The following is a 17,029-nucleotide window of genomic DNA, read 5'->3' as shown; positions in this document are numbered from 1 at the left end:
CTTACTGCGCCTGCACGCGCAATTCTGCCGCACTACGACTACGGTGGCCCAACAGGGCTTTGACATCGCTGGACTTGGGCTTAACTAACGCGAATTGGGTTGAGAAGCTTGACCACCTGGACAGGATCTCTTCGCCGCGTTGCGAACCAGTATGCTGCACGTGCTCGGTGATCAGACCGCGCAGATGCTCTTCGTGGATAGCCAGCGAATCAACGTCCAGTACTTCTACCAGTTCCGGGTTCACGCGTTTACGGAATTCGCCATCTTCGTCCAGCACATAGGCGAAGCCGCCGGTCATCCCCGCGCCGAAGTTAACGCCGGTTTTACCCAGCACGCAGACGATGCCGCCGGTCATGTATTCACAGCCGTTGTCGCCGATGCCCTCTACTACGGTAATCGCCCCGGAGTTACGCACGCCGAAACGTTCGCCCGCGCGCCCCGCCGCGTACAGACGGCCACCGGTCGCTCCATACAGGCAGGTGTTGCCGATGATGCTGGCTTTATGACTGAGGAAGGCGGAACCTACCGGCGGTCTGATGGCGATCAAACCGCCTGCCATACCTTTACCGACATAGTCGTTGGCATCGCCAGTCAGATATAACTCTACGCCGCCCGCGTTCCACACGCCAAAGCTCTGGCCTGCGGTACCGCTGAAGTGTGCTTTAATCGGATCGGAAGCCAGCCCCTGATCGCCGTGGGTCTGTGCGATGTAGCCGGAAAGCGACGCGCCGACGGAACGATCGGTGTTGCGGATGTCGAACCAGAAGGTTTTGCTCTGGCGCGCATCGACAAACGGTTTCGCCTGCTGCAACAGTTGCGCATTCAGCACGCCGTTATCAAACGGCGGGTTATTTTCGGTGCAGTACAGCGCTTTACCCGGATGAGGTTCAGCGGTTTCCAGTAGACGAGACAGCGCCAGCTTCTGCTGTTTAGCGGTGAAGCCCTCCAGCTCTTTCAGCAGGTCGGTGCGGCCAATCAAATCCACCAGGCGGGTCACGCCAAGCGAAGCCATCAGCTCGCGCACTTCGCGGGCGATAAATTCAAAGTAGTTGGTTACTTTGAACGGCAGGCCGTGATAGTGGTTCTTACGCAGTTTTTCATCCTGCGTCGCCACGCCGGTTGCGCAGTTGTTCAGATGGCAAATGCGCAGGTATTTACAGCCCAGCGCCACCATCGGGCCGGTGCCGAAGCCGAAACTTTCCGCACCGAGAATTGCCGCTTTAATGATATCGACGCCGGTTTTCAGACCGCCGTCCACCTGCAGACGAATCTTGTGACGCAGACCGTTGGCGACCAGCGCCTGCTGGGTTTCAACAAGTCCGAGTTCCCACGGACAGCCCGCATATTTCACCGAAGAGAGCGGGCTGGCGCCGGTACCGCCGTCGTAGCCAGCGATGGTGATCAGATCCGCATAGGCTTTCGCCACGCCGGTCGCGATGGTGCCGACGCCCGGTTCGGACACCAGCTTCACGGAGATCATCGCCTTCGGGTTGACCTGTTTGAGGTCGAAAATGAGCTGCGCTAAGTCCTCGATAGAGTAGATATCGTGGTGCGGCGGCGGGGAGATCAGCGTCACGCCCGGCACTGAATAGCGCAGTTTAGCGATATACGGAGTGACTTTATCCCCCGGCAACTGACCGCCTTCGCCCGGTTTCGCGCCCTGAGCGACTTTAATCTGAATCACATCGGCATTCACGAGGTAGGCCGGCGTCACGCCAAAGCGACCAGAGGCCACCTGTTTGATTCGCGACACTTTATTGGTTCCGTAGCGCGCCGGGTCTTCGCCGCCTTCGCCGGAGTTGGAGTTGCCGCCGAGGCTGTTCATCGCTTCCGCCAGCGCTTCGTGCGCTTCCGGACTTAATGCGCCGATAGACATGGCTGCGGTATCAAAGCGTTTAAACAGCTCACTGGCGGGCTCAACCTCGTCGATAGTCACCGCCTCGCCGTCTGGATGTATCGCCAGCAGATCGCGCAGCGTTGCCGCCGGACGCTCATTGACCAGTTTGGCGTATTCCTGATAATCGCTGTACTCGCCGCTCTGTACCGCCTGTTGCAGGGTACGCACGACATCCGGGTTATAGGCGTGATATTCGCCGCCGTGGACGTACTTCAGCAGGCCGCCCGGGCTAATGGGTTTGCGCGCCAGCCAGGCGCGTTTGGAGAGATTCAGCAGATCCTGCTGGAAGTCATCAAAGCTCGCGCCGCCGATACGGCTGACCACGCCCTGGAAGCACAGGTTTACCACATCATCGTGCAGCCCGACCGCTTCAAACAGTTTGGAGCAGCGGTAAGAGGCAATGGTCGAAATGCCCATTTTGGACATAATCTTGTACAGCCCCTTGTTGATGCCGTTACGGTAGTTCTGCATCACGGTACGGTAGTTTTTAGCGATGGCCTGGGTATCAATCAGACGCCCCAGCGTTTCGTAGGCCAGGTACGGATAGATGGCCGTTGCGCCAAAGCCGAGCAGTACCGCAAAGTGATGCGGATCGCGGGCGCTTCCGGTTTCTACGATGATGTTGGCGTCGCAGCGCAGGCTTTGATCGACCAGACGAGTCTGCACCGCGCCCACCGCCATCGGCGCGGGGACCGGCAGGCGATTCTTACCGATATTGCGATCCGAGAGGACCAGCAGCACGGTGCCGTTGCGCACCATCTGTTCCGCTTTATCGCACAGCGCCTTAACCGTCGCGTTCAGTGTGGTTTCGGTCACGTCGAAGGTGATATCCAGACGGTCAGCGCGATAATGCTCCTCTTTCATGGTGGTGAGCTGTTTGAAATCGGAGTACAGCAGAATTGGCGATTTAAAACTCAGGCGATGGGCCTGACCTTCCGCTTCGCAGAAGACGTTCATTTCGCGACCGATGCTGGTGGCGAGCGACATGACGTGCGCTTCACGCAGCGGGTCGATAGGCGGGTTAGTGACCTGCGCGAACTGCTGGCGGAAGTAGTCGTAAATAATACGCGGCTGGCTGGAGAGCACGGCAAAGGGGGTATCGTCGCCCATTGAACCGACGGCTTCCTGGCCGTTTTCGCCCAAAACGCGGATAACCGAGTCCAGCTCTTCGGCGCTGTAGTTAAACTGTTTTTGATAGCTGGCGAGCAGGTCATCGTCCAGTTCGCGGCTACCGACTTCTTCATCAGGCAGCTCTTCAAACGGCACCAGGCGGCGGACGTTTTTCTCCATCCACTCTTTATATGGATGGCGGCTTTTCAGGTCGTCATCGGTTTCCGCGGAATGCAGAATACGTCCGCCGCGGGTGTCGATCACCATCAGCTCGCCTGGGCCGACGCGGCCTTTCTCGACCACTTCATCCGGCTGATAGTCCCAGATACCGACTTCGGAGGCGCAGGTGATCAGCTTATCTTTGGTAATGACATAGCGTGCCGGGCGCAGGCCGTTACGGTCAAGGTTACAGGCGGCGAAGCGCCCGTCGGACATCACGATGCCTGCCGGACCGTCCCACGGCTCCATATGCATGGAGTTAAAGTCAAAGAAGGCGCGCAGATCCTGGTCCATATCGGGGTTGTTCTGCCAGGCGGGCGGCACCAACAGGCGCATGGCGCGGATGATGTCCATCCCGCCTGCCAGCAGCAGTTCCAGCATGTTGTCCAGCGAGCTGGAATCCGAACCGGTTTCGTTAACAAACGGCGCAGCGGACTGTAAATCCGGGATCAGCGGCGTCTGGAATTTATAGGTACGGGCGCGCGCCCACTGGCGGTTGCCGGTGATGGTGTTAATCTCGCCGTTATGCGCCAGGTAGCGGAACGGCTGCGCCAGCGGCCAACGCGGCACGGTGTTAGTGGAAAAGCGCTGGTGGAACAGGCAGATGGCCGATTCCAGACGCAGATCCGCAAGATCCAGGTAGAAGCGCGGCAGATCCGCCGGCATACATAGACCTTTATAAATGTTGACCAGGTTCGACAGGCTGCATACGTAGAAATCTTTGTCGTCCTGCAGACGTTTTTCAATGCGTCGGCGGGCGATAAACAGACGGCGCTCCATATCACGCGGACGCCAGCCTGCCGGAGCGTTGACAAAAATCTGCTCAATACGCGGCAGAGAGGAGAGGGCGATTTCACCGAGCACGCCTTCATTGGTTGGCACATCGCGCCAGCCGACAATCGACAGGGTTTCCTGCTGTAATTCTTCTTCGACAATATGGCGTGACGCGGCGGCCAGTTCAGGATCTTTATTCAAAAAGATCATCCCGACGGCGTAGTTTTTGGCTAAGCGCCAGCCGCGCTCTTCGGCCACGATGCGAAAGAAACGGTCAGGTTTTTGTAACAGCAAGCCGCAACCGTCGCCGGTTTTACCGTCGGCAAGGATCGCGCCACGGTGCTGCATCCGGGCCAGCGCGTGTATGGCGGTACGCACTACCTTGTGGCTAGGTTCGCCTTCTATGTGGGCGATCAGGCCGAAACCACAGTTATCCTTCTCAAGGGATTTATCGTACAACATATCAGTGAACCTCCCCAGGCTCTACGGGACGCTCTCCCAACCGACGGCGCGCGGGCACAGCAAGAGCATGGCGACGGGGCTGGCGCATCATACGCTTACCTCGCATTCGCCCTCTTTGTGTCCTTTGCGCATTGGTAAATACGGTTAAGAGGGAATCTCAATTACTGCATAAATATGATGAGCAGACGGCTCATCCAGAAAGCTTCCAGCGGATCCCCAACTTATCGGGAATCCACACCCAGGTCAAATGGCAAACTGATTTATGCAAAAGTGTGCTGTAGCACAGATAACTTTTTGAATATATTGAAATTAAAAGGTTTTTTATAGAGGGGCTGCTAATACGGAGCGGCAGAAAGCCTGTGATCTGTCTCACTATAAGAGCCGCTCGCCAGACGTTATCTGACCTTTCTTTTTCAAAAATCTTGGCATTTTATGCTGTTTTAAGCGTGAGCAGTATTGAATGCTACTGTTTTTATCGATGACCCAGCAGACGCTGAAAAAAGAGGGGAATATCAGGAAAAATCATCAACGGGATTATGAATGAAATGTCGTTTATTTTGCTTGATTATGCAACGGATAAAAGCCTTCCGGGACGATTGATCCAAGTCATCGCCAAAGGAGACTAAAAATGGCAGGCTTTGGCCTCTTTTTAAGAGGCGGTCTATCAGATTATGCAGTTACAGAAATTAGTCAATATGTTTGGTGGGGATCTTTTACGTCGGTATGGGCAAAAGGTTCATAAGCTGACGCTTCATGGCGGTTTTAGCTGCCCTAATCGCGACGGCACCATCGGGCGTGGCGGTTGCACCTTCTGTAATGTCGCCTCTTTTGCCGATGAGGCGCAGCAGCATCATTCGATTGCCGAGCAGCTTGCGCATCAGGCGCATCTGGTGAACCGCGCTAAACGCTATCTGGCCTATTTCCAGGCCTACACCAGCACCTTTGCGGAAGTGCAGGTGCTGCGTTCCATGTATCAACAGGCGGTCAGCCAGGCCAGTATCGTCGGGTTATGCGTCGGTACGCGTCCGGATTGCGTCCCGCAGGCAGTAGTAGATTTACTGTGTGAATATAAAGATCAAGGCTACGAGGTGTGGCTGGAACTGGGATTGCAAACCGCGCACGATAAAACCCTGCACCGAATTAACCGCGGGCATGACTTCGCCTGCTATCAGCGTACCACCCGGATTGCCCGGGAGCGCGGGCTGAAAGTGTGTGCGCATCTGATTGTGGGGCTGCCGGGAGAAGGGCAGGCAGAATGCCTGCAAACCATGGAGCGTGTGGTGGAGACGGGCGTTGACGGTATTAAACTGCATCCGCTGCATATTGTGAAAGGCAGTACGATGGCCAAAGCCTGGGAAGCGGGGCGGCTGAACGGCATCGAACTGGACGACTACACGCTAACGGCAGGTGAGATGATTCGTCATACGCCGCCGGAGGTGATTTATCACCGAATTTCAGCCAGCGCTCGCCGTCCGACGCTGCTTGCCCCGCTGTGGTGCGAGAATCGCTGGACGGGGATGGTTGAGCTGGACAAATACCTGAATGAGCATGGCGTACAGGGCTCTGCGCTGGCCCGTCCCTGGATACCACCTGTAGCGTAGCGTGATGAGGGGCGCTACGCATATTTCGCACAATATTCAACGCGGTTCCCATAATTGGGTATTATGTGCGAAGTTGTGGTGAAGGAATCCTCTATGAAGCAAATTCGTATGCTGGCGCAATACTATGTCGACCTGATGATGAAATTGGGTCTGGTGCGCTTTTCCATGCTCCTGGCGTTGGCATTGGTGGTGCTGGCGATTGTCGTGCAGATGGCGGTGACCATGGTGCTGCATGGTCAGGTTGAAAGTATCGACGTTATTCGTTCCATCTTTTTTGGCCTGTTAATTACGCCCTGGGCGGTCTATTTCTTATCCGTTGTTGTTGAACAACTGGAAGAGTCAAGGCAGCGACTGTCGCGTCTGGTGCAAAAGCTGGAGGAGATGCGCGAGCGCGATCTCAAGCTTAACGTACAGTTGAAGGACAATATTGCCCAGCTTAATCAGGAAATTGCCGATCGCGAAAAAGCGGAAGCGGAGCTGCAAGAGACATTTGAACAGCTAAAAGTAGAAATTAAAGAGCGTGAAGAAGCGCAAATCCAGCTAGAACAGCAATCCTCTTTTCTGCGCTCCTTTCTGGACGCCTCGCCGGATTTGGTTTTTTATCGTAATGAGGATAAAGAATTTTCCGGCTGTAACCGCGCAATGGAATTGCTAACCGGCAAGAGCGAAAAACAGCTGGTGCATTTGAAGCCGGAAGATGTGTACTCTCCCGAAGCGGCGGAGAAAGTCATTGAAACCGATGAAAAAGTATTCCGCCATAACGTCTCCCTGACCTACGAACAGTGGCTGGATTACCCGGACGGACGAAAGGCCTGCTTTGAAATTCGTAAAGTGCCTTATTACGACCGTGTCGGTAAACGTCATGGCCTGATGGGATTTGGTCGTGATATTACCGAACGTAAGCGTTATCAGGACGCGCTGGAACGCGCCAGCCGCGACAAGACCACATTTATCTCTACCATCAGTCATGAGCTGCGCACCCCGCTTAACGGCATCGTCGGTTTAAGCCGCATCCTGCTGGATACCGATCTTACCGCCGAACAGGAAAAATACCTTAAGACAATCCATGTCTCCGCCGTGACGTTAGGCAATATTTTCAATGATATCATTGATATGGATAAGATGGAGCGGCGTAAGGTTCAGCTTGATAACCAACCGGTTGATTTCACCAGCTTTATGGCCGATCTGGAAAACCTTTCCGGTTTGCAGGCGCAGCAAAAAGGGCTACGTTTTGTGCTTGAGCCGACGCTGCCGCTGCCGCACAAAGTCATTACCGACGGAACGCGTCTGCGCCAGATTTTATGGAATTTGATCAGCAATGCGGTGAAGTTTACTCAGCAGGGCCAGGTGACGGTGCGGGCGCGCTATGATGAAGGCGACATGCTGCACTTTGAAGTGGAAGATTCCGGGATCGGCATTCCGCAGGATGAGCAGGATAAAATTTTCGCCATGTATTATCAGGTGAAAGACAGTAACGGCGGCAAACCGGCAACGGGTACCGGTATCGGGCTGGCGGTCTCCCGTCGGCTGGCGAAAAATATGGGCGGCGATATTACCGTTTCCAGTCTGCCGGGCAAAGGATCGACCTTTACGCTAACGGTTCATGCGCCAGCGGTGGCGGAAGAGGTGGAGGACGCCTTTGATGAAGATGACATGCCCCTGCCCGCGCTGCATGTTCTGCTGGTCGAAGATATTGAACTGAACGTGATCGTGGCGCGTTCGGTACTGGAAAAACTGGGTAACAGCGTGGATGTCGCGATGACCGGCAAGGCGGCGCTGGAGATGTTCGCGCCGGGCGAATATGACCTGGTCTTACTGGATATTCAGCTACCGGATATGACGGGGCTGGATATTGCCAGAGAACTGACCCGTCGCCACACGCGGGAAGATTTACCGCCGCTGGTAGCGCTTACGGCTAACGTTCTGAAAGATAAAAAAGAGTATCTGGACGCTGGTATGGACGATGTGCTGAGTAAGCCGCTGTCGGTGCCGGCCTTAACCGCGATGATTAAAAAATTCTGGGATGCCACCGATAAAGAGGAGAGTACCGTGACGCCTGAAGAGAGCGATAAAGCGCAAGCGCTGCTGGATATCCCGATGCTGGAACAATACATCGAGTTGGTTGGGCCTAAATTGATCACCGACGGTCTCGCGGTGTTTGAAAAAATGATGCCTGGCTATTTAAGCGTGCTGGAGTCCAATCTGACGGCGCGTGACAAAAAAGGCGTCGTTGAGGAAGGGCATAAGATTAAAGGCGCCGCCGGTTCGGTAGGGCTGCGTCATCTGCAACAGCTTGGCCAGCAAATCCAGTCGCCGGATCTTCCCGCCTGGGAAGATAACGTCGCGGAATGGATTGAAGAGATGAAGCAGGAGTGGCAGCACGATGTCGCGGTGCTGAAAGCTTGGGTGGCAAACGCGGAAAAAAAATGACCCCGGTTTGACCGGGGTGCGCGAATACTGCGCCAACACCAGGGAAATCGTGGCTGCGCCGTGCTTATTATGATGATGTCAAAGGCGCAGTCCTGTTTTCAGGCCGCACGCAGTTAAGATAGCAAATCCTAAATGATTTGTTACATGAATCATTTAAATGTGTGAAGCGTAGCATTTTAATCAAAATTATTAATGGGCTTGAGTCGGTTGCAGGAGGATGTTCACCATGAAAAAAATTGGCGTAGTGCTCAGCGGATGCGGCGTCTATGACGGCGCCGAAATTCATGAGGCCGTTCTGACGCTGTTGGCCATTGCCCGCAGCGGCGCGCAGGCTGTCTGCTTCGCGCCGGATAAACCACAAGCGGATGTTATTAATCACCTGACCGGCGAAGCGATGGCGGAAACGCGTAACGTCCTGATTGAGGCGGCGCGTATTACGCGGGGCGATATTCGTCCCCTGTCCCAGGCTCAGCCAGAGGAGCTGGATGCGCTCATTGTGCCTGGTGGTTTCGGCGCGGCGAAGAACCTGAGTAATTTCGCCAGCCAGGGGAGCGAATGCCGGGTGGATAGCGATGTCGTCGCGCTGGCGAAGGCCATGCACCAGTCCGGCAAGCCGCTGGGATTCATCTGTATCGCGCCCGCAATGTTGCCGAAAATCTTTGACTTCCCGCTACGTCTGACAATAGGGACGGATATTGATACCGCTGAAGTACTTGAAGAGATGGGCGCCGAACACGTACCTTGCCCGGTTGATGATATCGTTGTGGACGAGGATAACAAGGTCGTGACCAGCCCTGCCTATATGCTGGCGCAGGATATCGCCCAGGCGGCAAGCGGCATTGATAAATTAGTGTCGCGCGTGCTGGTTCTGGCGGAATGAGCAAACGACGCATCGCGCCGTTAACGTTTTTGCGCCGTCTACTTTTACGTATCCTTGCTGCGCTCGCCGTCTTTTGGGGCGGCGGCATTGCGCTGTTTAGCGTGGTTCCGGTGCCTTTTTCGGCGGTGATGGCGGAACGGCAGATTAGCGCCTGGCTCGGCGGAGAGTTCGGTTATGTGGCGCATTCTGACTGGGTCAGTATGGCGGATATCTCGCCGTGGATGGGGCTGGCGGTAATTGCGGCGGAAGACCAGAAGTTCCCTGAGCACTGGGGCTTTGATGTTCCGGCGATTGAAAAAGCGCTGGCGCATAATGAGCGGAATGAGAGCCGTATTCGCGGCGCCTCTACGCTTTCGCAGCAAACGGCGAAAAATCTCTTTTTATGGGATGGACGCAGTTGGGTGCGCAAAGGTCTGGAGGCCGGGCTAACGCTGGGCATTGAAACTGTCTGGAGCAAAAAGCGCATCCTCACGGTTTATCTGAATATCGCGGAGTTTGGCGATGGTATTTTCGGCGTGGAGGCTGCGGCACAACGGTATTTTCATAAACCTGCCAGTCGCTTGAGTCTGTCTGAAGCCGCGTTACTGGCGGCTGTGCTGCCTAACCCGATTCGCTATAAGGCGAATGCGCCTTCCGGCTATGTGCGTAGCCGGCAGGCGTGGATTATGCGCCAGATGCGCCAACTGGGTGGGGAATCTTTTATGACGCGCAACCAGCTTAATTAATTTTGTCGAATGGCGGCGCGAACGCCTTATCCGGCCTGCGATCTGTGTCGTCCGGGCCTGATAAGCACAGGCCATTAAGCTTCGTGAGAAGTAAGCGCCAGCCGTTTCTTGTCTTTTGGCTGCGCGTCCCTCTCCAGGGCAACGGCCAGCGCAGGCTGGGCGATAAACCGCTGCCACACTCTCTCCAGTTTGCGTTCACAGCACCATGTTGACCAGGTTGCCAGCGGGATAAAGGTACTTTCCCCCAGATTGTCGCAAACCACCGGAACCACTTCTGACTCGCTGATACGCTGGCACAGGATGTTTTGCGGCTTCAGCGACATCGTCACAATATGGTTATCCAGCAGGTAGCGTTTCAGTTTTTTCAGTAGCCGCCGCAGGACAGCGACATCCTCTTCATAACGACATTGCGCGGCGAACTCGGTCAGGGTAATAGAGGGCGCGCCGTTGAAATCGGTAATCATGTCGTAGACATAGCCAGTGCCGCAATCGGTTTCTACCGTGCCGTAATAACGGGGGATAGCGCTCCAGTCTGTCAGGTAGCGGGACAGATGCGCATAGTAGCTCAGTTCACGCCGAATCTCTTTATCACCGCCGTGGTCACGGTTGTAAATGACTTTTATGCAACGCCGGGCATTATCCGGATGCGTATAGCATTTACGATGTCGACCGGCGCCCAGCGGAGTCTGTTTCGATAAGAGGATCATGGCAAGTCCTGGAAAAATTTATTCACATAAATTTAGTATGGACAAAGAACTTAAACAAAACCTAAACGAAATTTTTTAAGGTTTTCTTAATGTTTTTATGCATAGGTAAAGCGCACGAAATGTACAAATCTTACGAAAGGGTGGGGCTGCGGGACAAGAGGCAGGCAGGCGTAACACGCCCGGTTTTGGGGTGACTGTCATCAAATACCGGGACGGCGTTGGGGGAAATAGGGTATAGAGGGGGAGGTTTAGTCTTCGTCAAAGCCGGAATTGAACAGCGCGATAACCGCCGCCAGCGCTTCAACTTCTTGCGGGCCGGTGGCTTCAATTTCAATCTGACGCCCTTTGGCGGAGTCGAGCATTAACAGCGCGATGACGCTGTTTGCTTCCGCTTCGGTGCCTTCGTCATTGCGTAATAGCACCTCGGCGTCAAAACCCTGCATCAGTTCGAAAAGCTTCATGGCAGGCCGGGCATGCATGCCCAGCTTATTGGTGACTTCAACAGTTTGCTTTACGGTCATGTTTTGCGTTTTTCCAGCGTGCGATGGCGAGACTGGACATTTTTACCGCGCGAGCGGAAGTAGTCTGCCAGCTGTTCTGCAATATACACCGAACGGTGTTTCCCGCCGGTACAACCGATAGCGACGGTAAGGTAGCTGCGGTTGTTGGTCTCCAGCATCGGTAACCATAGCTCAAGATAGCTGCGAGTCTGATAGATAAAATTGTGAACTTCTGTGTGTCGGTCAAGAAACGCGGCTACCGGCTTATCAAGCCCGGTCATGGGGCGCAGTTTTGGATCCCAGTGCGGGTTGGGCAGAAAGCGGACATCAAACACATAGTCCGCATCAATCGGGATACCATGTTTAAAGCCGAAGGACTCAAATACCATCGTCAGTTCGCGCTCGCGTTTGCCCAACAGCCGGGTACGCAGCATCTCCGCCAGCTCATGGACGGACATTTCTGAAGTGTCGACGATCAGATCCGCACGTGAGCGTAACGGCTCCAGCAAGTCACTCTCTTTATCGATCGCACTCTCTAAAGAAAGATTTTTGCTGGAAAGCGGATGCAAACGGCGCGTGTCGCTGTAGCGGCGAATCAAGGTATTGCGGTCGGCATCAAGAAACAGCAATTGCGGCGAGAAAGCGCCAGGCAGATTATTCATCGCCTGTTCAAAAATCTCAGGTGATTCAGGCATATTGCGCACATCAATGCTGACGGCGGCGGAAATCTGGCGATCGGCCAGCGTTCGCGCCAGATCGGGCAACAGCACGACGGGGAGGTTATCCACGCAGTAAAATCCCATATCTTCCAGCGCGCGCAGAGCGACAGATTTACCTGATCCGGAACGCCCGCTGACGATCATCAGTACCATGTACCGTTTCTCCTCACAACGACAGAAATAAATGCCATTGAGTTGTTATGCCTCATTCTGCTCACCTTCGGTGTCAGTAATGATTTGATACAGCTCTTCATCATTCAGCGCCGCGCGCAGGCGGCGGCAGATCGTTTTATCCGCCAGACGTTTCGCCACCAGCGACAGCGTGTGCAGATGCGTTTTAGTTTGATCGGCGGGCACCAGCAGGGCGAAGAGGAGATCGACCGGCTGGTTATCGATGGCGTCGAACGCGATCGGGGTTTCGAGCTGAACGAACACGCCGACGGCGCGTAAGGTATCTTCTTCCAGTTTCCCGTGCGGGATGGCGATACCATTACCAATACCGGTACTGCCCATTTTTTCGCGTGTCAGAATGGCTTCAAACACGACCTGAGGAGGTAAACTGAGCTGTTTTGCCGCCAGTTCGCTGATGATTTCCAGCGCGCGTTTCTTACTCTGACAATGAACGCCGCTACGCGTACACTCCTGGTTAAGTACACTGCTCAGTTGTAGAGTCGTATCGTTATTTATCATAATTTCACCTAAGAACCTGTCCTGTCAGGTTGATGGCCAGGTTCGGAGCGCTAACTGTACAAATGGCCCGTTGTGTCACACAACAGGCCGTCCTGCACTGGCTAACTGCCCGGACAATTAGTGTTGTTTCAGTTTATCTTTATGCCTGGTTAACTGCCTTGCCAGTTTATCAATCAAGCCGTCAATGGCGGCATACATATCCTGGCCTTCCGCGCTGGCGTGAATTTCGCCGCCGTTAACGTGTAGCGTCGCATCCGAGATATGCGTGACCTTCTCCACTTTCAACACCACGTATACCTGATTAATCCGCTCAAAATACTGTTCAAGTTTGGCGAATTTTGTCGTCACAAATTCACGCAGGGCTTCAGTAATTTCGACATTATGTCCGGTGATATTGAGCTGCATAGTGTCTTCCTTATCGGTTGGGTCAAACCAGCTGTTTGCGTTGGTTTGACGGCGGAATGGATAAAGACTCTCGGTACTTCGCAACAGTGCGGCGTGCCACCATGATACCTTGTTCTGACAGCAGAGAGGTTAACTTGCTGTCGCTCAGTGGTTTCGCGGGGTTTTCCGCCGCAATTAACTTCTTCACCAGCGCGCGAATCGCGGTGGAAGAGGCTTCGCCTCCGCCTTCGGTATTGACGTGGCTGGAAAAGAAATATTTGAGCTCAAAAATACCGCGCGGGCTGTGCAGATACTTCTGCGTGGTCACGCGGGATATGGTGGATTCGTGCATCTCGACGGCCTGGGCGATATCCGCCAGTACCATCGGTTTCATATATTCTTCGCCCTGTTCAAAAAAGGCTTGCTGTTGCTCGACGATGCAGCGACTGACGCGCAGCAGCGTGTCGTTACGGCTTTCAAGGCTTTTTATCAGCCATTTCGCATCCTGTAAATTACTGCGGATGAACTGGCTGTCGGCATCGTTGCGCGCGCTATTGCACATGGCGGCATAGTGCTGGTTAATCTGTAAACGGGGAATACTGTCGCTATTAAGCTCCACCGTCCAGCGACCGTTATGCTTGCGTACCAGCACATCCGGGATAACGTACTCCGGCTCGCCGGTCTGGATCGATTGACCGGGTCTGGGATCGAGCGACTGAATCAGGTTTACCGCCTCTTTCAGCACCTCTTCTTTTAGTCGGGTAACGCGCATCAACGTGCGGAAATCGTGGTTGGCCAGCAGATCAAGATGATCGCAGATAATGAGCCGCGCCTCTTCCAGCCACGGCGTGGATTTGTCGAATTGTGAAAGCTGGATCAGCAGACAGTCGCGAAGATCTTTTGCCGCGACGCCTACCGGATCAAAACGCTGAATGCGCTTCAGAACGGCTTCAACCTCATCGAGATCCACCTCTACATCGCCCATGCTTTCGCGAATTTCGTCCAGGGATACGGTGAGATAGCCGGTATCATCTACCGCGTCGACAATGGATGTCGCAATAGCGCGATCGGTGTCCGAGAAGGGCGTTAGCTCAACCTGCCACATCAGATAATCCTGCAACGACTGCGTCGTTTCGCCCTGATAGACGGGCAGCTCATCGTCGATATAATCGCCGCTGGGGCCGGACGGCGTCCCGGCGGTGTAAATTTCATCCCAACTGGCGTCAAGCGGCAGCTCTTCCGGCATCTCTTTTTGTTCGAGCGCGTCGGCGGTATCGAGAGGATCGTTATCCTGAGGTTGCTGGGTGTCGATTTCGTCATGAAGATCGGTTTGCTCAAGCAGCGGGTTATTTTCCAGCGCTTGCTGGAGTTCCTGCTGAAGTTCCAGCGTAGACAACTGCAACAGACGGATGGCCTGTTGTAGCTGAGGCGTCATTGCCAGTTGTTGGCTAAGCCTGAGTTGCAAACCTTGCTTCATATTCAGAGTCGTTTTCTCCCGCTAGAGCAGCATAGCCCTCTACCCTATCAGAGTCTGAAGTCTTCCCCAAGATATACACGCTTAACGTGTTCGTCTTGCAGGATTTCTGTCGGCGTACCGTGGGCAATAAGGTGGCCCTGGCTCACGATATAGGCGCGTTCACAGACTGCCAGCGTCTCACGGACGTTATGATCGGTGATCAGCACGCCGAGCCCGCTATCGCGCAGATGCTCGATAATGCGTTTGATGTCGATAACGGAAATCGGGTCAACGCCGGCAAAGGGTTCATCCAGCAGGATAAATTTGGGATTAGCGGCCAACGCGCGGGCTATTTCTACACGACGGCGTTCACCACCGGACAGCGCCTGTCCCATGCTGTCGCGCAGATGCTCGATATGAAACTCTTCCATCAGCTCGTTGGCGCGGTCTTCTCGCTGTTCTGCGGTCAAATCGTCACGAATTTGCAGTACCGCCATCAGGTTATCAAATACGCTGAGACGGCGGAAAATAGAGGCTTCCTGCGGCAAATAGCCGATACCGCGGCGCGCGCGCGCGTGCAGCGGCAGCAGACTGATATCTTCATCATCGATGATGATATTGCCTGCGTCACGCGGCACGATACCGACGACCATATAAAAGGTGGTGGTTTTACCCGCGCCGTTTGGACCGAGCAGCCCGACAATCTCCCCGGAGTTAACGGTCAGACTGACATCTTCCACTACGCGACGGCCTTTATAGGCCTTCGCCAGATTCTTTGCAGTTAATGTTGCCATAACGAATTAGTTACTCTTCTTTTGCGCCGGAGTCTGGCCTTTGTTTTTGTCTTGCAACTGCGACGGCACCAGAACGGTGGTGACGCGTTTGCCTTTCTCGCTGAAGGCCTGCATTTTCTGCTCTTTCACCAGGTAGGTGATTTTGTCGCCGGTAATGTTGCTGTCAAGCTGCTCCAGATAAGCGTTGCCGGTCAGCACCACAAAATCTTTCGCCAGCTCGTAGTGCATATGGGAAGCGTGGCCTTTCACCGGCTTACCGTTGTCCTGCATCTGGTAGAAGGTGGCCGGATTGCCGTAACCGTCGATCACCTCTTTCCCCTGTTCGCCGCCAGGGCGGGTAACCACGACTTTATCGGCGTTGATCTTAATCGTGCCCTGGGTCATCACCACGTTGCCCGTAAAGGTCACGACGTTGCCTTGCATATCCAGCGACTGTTGATCCGAGTCAATATGAATAGGCTGTTCGGTATCGCCCGTGACGGCGAAAGCCGGAATGCTGGCGGCCAGCAGCGAGCCGGCAAGCATAAGATTAAGGCTGAGTTTGTTTGTTTTGAATTTCATAAGAGGTTCTAACCTTTTCAATCAGCTCGGCGTTCTTGCTGCGTAAGTTACCGCGCATTTTCAGTCCGCTGGAGTTAAATGTTGTGCCGTATAACGTCACCAGATCGTTCGAGGTAACATCCTGCGTCACCAGATTAATCTGCGCGTTATCGGTGGTAATTCTGCGTAATTGAGCGTCAGGCACCAGGGCGTTGACTTCAACATGGCCATACAGATAGAGCATCCGATCGTTAGTCAATTTGGCTTTATCGGCCTTGATCGACCATGTCGGCACTTTATCCTTATCAAAGGTGGTTAATACCGGTTGCGTAAACCATGAGACCGCCTGATCGGAAAAATATTCAACGTGCTGCGCGATCAGACGATAGCTCAACGCGCCTTCCGGACTGTACACGACGGTATCCGTATGCTCGCTTTTATACGTGGGATCGTTGCTGTTGACCATCACGGCAGCAGGATCGTCTTTATCCGCCAGATTGATACCAATCAGTACCAGAATGGCCAGCGACAGTAGAATGATAACCCAACGTCTGGTTTTACTCATATCGATTGCCCTTTGGCCTCATCCAGCTTGCCCTGCGCCAGCAGCAGCAAATCGCACACCTCACGTACCGCGCCGCGCCCGCCGGCAATGTGCGTCACATAGTCAGCGCGGGGGATCAGCAGTGGATGCGCATCCGCAACGGCAACGCTTAACCCCACTTTTTCCATCACTGGCCAGTCAATCAGATCATCGCCGACATAGGCAACATTTTCCGGCGCAATGGCCAGTTTTTCCAGCAGATCGCTAAAGGCGATCAACTTATTCGACTGTCCCTGATAAAGATGGACAATCCCCAGCGTGGCGCAGCGATCTTCTACAAGTTTAGCCTTTCGTCCGGTAATAATGGCAACCTCGATATTGGAGGTCAAAGCACAGCGAATACCATAGCCGTCACGAACGTTGAAAGCCTTCAGCTCTTCGCCGTTATTGCCCATATAAATCAGGCCGTCAGACAATACGCCATCCACGTCCAGGATGAGCAGGCGGATATTCTCCGCTTTGGTCATGACATGGGGGCTGACGGGGCCATAACAGGTCGCAAGCGACGCACCTGCTTTACTCATCGTTAATTATCCT

The 17,029-nt window shown here is 54.2% G+C and carries 15 protein-coding genes; 4 read left to right on the top strand and 11 right to left on the bottom strand.

Features of this window, described 5'->3' with window-relative positions; translation table 11 throughout:
• Window position 1: 1 nt before the first annotated feature.
• Window positions 2–4,462: a glutamate synthase large subunit gene (gene gltB / locus ACLJRS_RS10880; RefSeq protein ID WP_000965021.1), complete on the bottom strand. Its 4,461-nt coding sequence runs from the start codon at window positions 4,460–4,462 to the stop codon at window positions 2–4.
• Window positions 4,463–5,133: 671 nt separating this feature from the next.
• On the opposite strand from gltB, the gene ACLJRS_RS10875 reads away from it, so the two are divergent.
• From ACLJRS_RS10875 to mtgA, 4 genes are all read left to right on the top strand, one after another.
• The gene (locus tag ACLJRS_RS10875; RefSeq protein ID WP_001176879.1) at window positions 5,134–6,063 is read left to right on the top strand and encodes a TIGR01212 family radical SAM protein; all 930 of its coding nucleotides are present in this window, start codon (window positions 5,134–5,136) and stop codon (window positions 6,061–6,063) included.
• A gap of 93 nt (window positions 6,064–6,156) precedes the next feature.
• Window positions 6,157–8,493 carry an aerobic respiration two-component sensor histidine kinase ArcB gene (gene arcB, locus ACLJRS_RS10870; protein WP_000809820.1) on the top strand — a complete coding sequence of 779 codons (2,337 nt, stop codon included), beginning with the start codon at window positions 6,157–6,159 and terminating at the stop codon, window positions 8,491–8,493.
• Between the two features lie 226 nt (window positions 8,494–8,719).
• Window positions 8,720–9,373, top strand: a complete 654-nt coding sequence (elbB, locus tag ACLJRS_RS10865) for an isoprenoid biosynthesis glyoxalase ElbB (protein WP_410957804.1) — start codon at window positions 8,720–8,722, stop codon at window positions 9,371–9,373.
• Entirely contained in the window at window positions 9,370–10,098 is a 729-nt protein-coding gene (gene mtgA / locus ACLJRS_RS10860) for a monofunctional biosynthetic peptidoglycan transglycosylase (protein ID WP_000044652.1), read from the top strand. The genes elbB and mtgA overlap by 4 nt, the downstream gene beginning before the upstream one ends.
• Before the next feature lie 74 nt (window positions 10,099–10,172).
• On the opposite strand, the gene yrbL is transcribed toward mtgA, so the two are convergent.
• The 10 genes from yrbL to kdsC form a co-directional block, all read right to left on the bottom strand.
• Complete coding sequence (yrbL, locus tag ACLJRS_RS10855) at window positions 10,173–10,805, bottom strand: PhoP regulatory network protein YrbL (protein WP_000602196.1); 633 nt, start codon at window positions 10,803–10,805, stop codon at window positions 10,173–10,175.
• 248 nt (window positions 10,806–11,053) lie between these two features.
• Window positions 11,054–11,326, bottom strand: a complete 273-nt coding sequence (gene npr / locus ACLJRS_RS10850) for a PTS phosphocarrier protein NPr (protein WP_000216797.1) — start codon at window positions 11,324–11,326, stop codon at window positions 11,054–11,056.
• Window positions 11,323–12,177 (bottom strand): RNase adapter RapZ, encoded by an 855-nt coding sequence (rapZ, locus tag ACLJRS_RS10845; protein WP_000243749.1) that lies wholly within the window; start codon window positions 12,175–12,177, stop codon window positions 11,323–11,325. The genes npr and rapZ overlap by 4 nt, the downstream gene beginning before the upstream one ends.
• A 45-nt stretch (window positions 12,178–12,222) precedes the next feature.
• A complete protein-coding gene (gene ptsN, locus ACLJRS_RS10840) occupies window positions 12,223–12,714 on the bottom strand; it encodes a PTS IIA-like nitrogen regulatory protein PtsN (RefSeq protein ID WP_000609332.1) in 492 nt (163 codons plus the stop codon).
• A 117-nt stretch (window positions 12,715–12,831) separates the two neighbouring features.
• On the bottom strand, window positions 12,832–13,119 hold the full coding sequence (gene hpf, locus ACLJRS_RS10835) for a ribosome hibernation promoting factor (RefSeq protein WP_001176589.1): 288 nt from the start codon (window positions 13,117–13,119) through the stop codon (window positions 12,832–12,834).
• Between the two features lie 22 nt (window positions 13,120–13,141).
• Window positions 13,142–14,575: an RNA polymerase factor sigma-54 gene (gene rpoN / locus ACLJRS_RS10830; protein WP_000809020.1), complete on the bottom strand. Its 1,434-nt coding sequence runs from the start codon at window positions 14,573–14,575 to the stop codon at window positions 13,142–13,144.
• A 47-nt stretch (window positions 14,576–14,622) separates the two neighbouring features.
• The gene (gene lptB / locus ACLJRS_RS10825; protein ID WP_000224104.1) at window positions 14,623–15,348 is read right to left on the bottom strand and encodes an LPS export ABC transporter ATP-binding protein; all 726 of its coding nucleotides are present in this window, start codon (window positions 15,346–15,348) and stop codon (window positions 14,623–14,625) included.
• Between the two features lie 6 nt (window positions 15,349–15,354).
• A complete protein-coding gene (gene lptA / locus ACLJRS_RS10820) occupies window positions 15,355–15,909 on the bottom strand; it encodes a lipopolysaccharide ABC transporter substrate-binding protein LptA (protein ID WP_000669770.1) in 555 nt (184 codons plus the stop codon).
• Window positions 15,878–16,453: an LPS export ABC transporter periplasmic protein LptC gene (lptC, locus tag ACLJRS_RS10815; protein ID WP_000047845.1), complete on the bottom strand. Its 576-nt coding sequence runs from the start codon at window positions 16,451–16,453 to the stop codon at window positions 15,878–15,880. Before lptC ends, lptA begins: the two co-directional genes overlap by 32 nt.
• A complete protein-coding gene (kdsC, locus tag ACLJRS_RS10810) occupies window positions 16,450–17,016 on the bottom strand; it encodes a 3-deoxy-manno-octulosonate-8-phosphatase KdsC (RefSeq protein WP_000030021.1) in 567 nt (188 codons plus the stop codon). Before kdsC ends, lptC begins: the two co-directional genes overlap by 4 nt.
• Window positions 17,017–17,029 lie beyond the last annotated feature (13 nt).

The sequence above is a fragment of the Salmonella sp. SAL00670 genome, from assembly GCF_046552235.1.
Lineage (GTDB): Bacteria > Pseudomonadota > Gammaproteobacteria > Enterobacterales > Enterobacteriaceae > Salmonella > Salmonella enterica.
This window is presented reverse-complemented; position numbering and strand designations above follow the sequence as displayed.